A 3,087-nucleotide genomic window follows, 5' to 3' on the forward strand; every position below is an offset into this window, starting at 1 on the left:
ACTCGTACCTTGAAAACTGGATATTAAGAATTAATGAATTAAAGAAACACCGAAAACTGCGCGGCAATCTTTTTGATTGCCAGCTGTGACGAAAGTCATGGCAAATTGTTTTAAATTACTTTTTGTAATTTAATTTAGGTTAAGTTATAAAGGGCGCACGGTGGATGCCTAGGCACTAGGAGCCGATGAAGGACGTAACTAACGACGATACGCCTCGGGGAGCTGTAAGTAAGCTTTGATCCGGGGATTTCCGAATGGGGGAACCCAAATATCGTAATGGATATTTACTTGCCTGTGAATACATAGCAGTCAAGAGGAACACGCAATGAACTGAAACATCTAAGTAGTTGCAGGAAGAGAAAGAAAATTCGATTCCCTGAGTAGCGGCGAGCGAAACGGGAATAGCCCAAACTAAAGAGCTTGCTCTTTAGGGTTGTAGGACTGATGTTGTGAGAACAAAAGGTTATGATAGTCGAACAAGTTGGAAAACTTGGCCAAAGAGAGTGAAAGCCTCGTAAACGAAATCTGATCCACTCCATTCAGTATCCTGAGTACGGCGGAACACGAGAAATTCCGTCGGAATCCGGGAGGACCATCTCCCAAGGCTAAATACTCCCTAGTGACCGATAGTGAACCAGTACCGTGAGGGAAAGGTGAAAAGTACCCCGGAAGGGGAGTGAAATAGATCCTGAAACCGTGTGCCTACAAGTAGTCAGAGTCCGTTTATGGATGATGGCGTGCCTTTTGTAGAATGAACCGGCGAGTTACGTTAACATGCAAGGTTAAGATGAAAAGTCGGAGCCGTAGCGAAAGCGAGTCTGAATAGGGCGACTAAGTATGTTGATGTAGACCCGAAACCAAGTGACCTATCCATGTCCAGGTTGAAGATGCGGTAAAACGCATTGGAGGACCGAACTCGTGTATGTTGAAAAATGCTGAGATGAGATGTGGATAGCGGTGAAATTCCAAACGAACTTGGAGATAGCTGGTTCTCTCCGAAATAGCTTTAGGGTTAGCCTCGAGGTTTAGGATCGTGGAGGTAGAGCACTGTTTGGACTAGGGGCCCGTCTTGGGTTACTGAATTCAGATAAACTCCGAATACCATTGATCTTTACTCGGGAGTCAGACGATGAGTGATAAGATCCACCGTCGAAAGGGAAACAGCCCAGATCACCAGTTAAGGTCCCAAAATTCATGCTAAGTGGAAAAGGATGTGGAAACGCATAGACAACTAGGATGTTGGCTTAGAAGCAGCCATTCATTCAAAGAGTGCGTAATAGCTCACTAGTCGAGTGATTCTGCGCCGAAAATGTACCGGGGCTAAGCATGATACCGAAACTGTGGATGTGTCGTAAGACACGTGGTAGGAGAGCGTTGTAATTGCATTGAAGCCATACCGTGAGGAGTGGTGGAGTGATTAGAAGTGAGAATGCCGGTATGAGTAACGAAAGACCAGTGAGAATCTGGTCGGCCGTAAGACTAAGGTTTCCTGGGGAAGGCTCGTCCTCCCAGGGTTAGTCGGGGCCTAAGATGAGGCCGAAAGGCGTAATCGATGGATAACAGGTTGATATTCCTGTACTAGTTTATTTTGTTTGAACGATGGAAGGACGCAGGAGGATGATGTGTGCACGCTGATGGATATGCGTGTCCAAGCAGTAAGTCTTGATATGAGTCAAATGCTTATATCTCTAAGGACAAGCTGTGATGGGGAGTGAAATTTTAGTAACGAAGCACAATAACTCACACTGCCAAGAAAAGTTCCTAGTTAGAAATAAACTACCCGTACCGCAAACCGACACAGGTAGTCGAGGAGAGTATCCTAAGGTCAGCGAGTGAACTCTCGTTAAGGAACTCGGCAAAATGACCCCGTAACTTCGGGAGAAGGGGTGCTGGTGTAACAGCCAGCCGCAGTGAATAGGCCCAAACAACTGTTTATCAAAAACACAGGTCTATGCTAAATCGTAAGATGACGTATATGGGCTGACGCCTGCCCGGTGCTGGAAGGTTAAGAGGATCAGTTAGCTTTTGCGAAGCTGAGAATTGAAGCCCCAGTAAACGGCGGCCGTAACTATAACGGTCCTAAGGTAGCGAAATTCCTTGTCGGGTAAGTTCCGACCCGCACGAAAGGCGTAATGATTTGGGCACTGTCTCAACGAGAGACTCGGTGAAATTATAATACCCGTGAAGATGCGGGTTACCCGCGACAGGACGGAAAGACCCCATGGAGCTTTACTGTAGCTTGATATTGAGTTTTTGTGTGACATGTACAGGATAGGTAGGAGCCGTTGATCTCGGAACGCTAGTTTCGAGGGAGGCATTGGTGGGATACTACCCTTGTTATATGAAAACTCTAACCTACATCACTTAGCGTGGTGAGGGACAGTGTCTGGTGGGCAGTTTGACTGGGGCGGTCGCCTCCTAAAATGTAACGGAGGCGCTCAAAGGTTCGCTCAGAATGGTTGGAAATCATTCGTAGAATGTAAAGGCATAAGCGAGCTTGACTGCGAGACTGACAAGTCGAGCAGGGACGAAAGTCGGACTTAGTGATCCGGTGGTACCATATGGAAGGGCCATCGCTCAACGGATAAAAGCTACCCTGGGGATAACAGGCTTATCTCCCCCAAGAGTTCACATCGACGGGGAGGTTTGGCACCTCGATGTCGGCTCATCGCATCCTGGGGCTGTAGTCGGTCCCAAGGGTTGGGCTGTTCGCCCATTAAAGCGGTACGCGAGCTGGGTTCAGAACGTCGTGAGACAGTTCGGTCCCTATCCGTCGCGGGCGTAGGAAATTTGAGAGGAGCTGTCCTTAGTACGAGAGGACCGGGATGGACATACCTCTGGTGTACCAGTTGTGCCGCCAGGCGCATCGCTGGGTAGCTACGTATGGACGGGATAAACGCTGAAAGCATCTAAGTGTGAAGCCCCCCTCGAGATGAGATTTCCCATTCCTTTATGGAAGTAAGATCCGTTAGAGAATATGACGTAGATAGGCTGCGGGTGGAAGTGTAGCGATACATGGAGCTGAGCAGTACTAATAGATCGAGGACTTAACCGAGTAAGAGTTTACAGCAGTTTGAAGTGTTTCAA

Annotated in this window: 1 rRNA gene; it reads left to right on the forward strand. The window is 47.8% G+C overall.

The window, feature by feature from the left end:
- The first annotated feature begins 137 nt into the window (after window positions 1–137).
- Window positions 138–3,055: ribosomal RNA gene (locus FD33_RS07090) — 23S ribosomal RNA — on the forward strand.
- The last annotated feature ends 32 nt before the right edge of the window (window positions 3,056–3,087 follow it).

Origin of the sequence: Companilactobacillus paralimentarius DSM 13238 = JCM 10415, assembly GCF_001434985.1 — a bacterium.
GTDB lineage: Bacteria > Bacillota > Bacilli > Lactobacillales > Lactobacillaceae > Companilactobacillus > Companilactobacillus paralimentarius.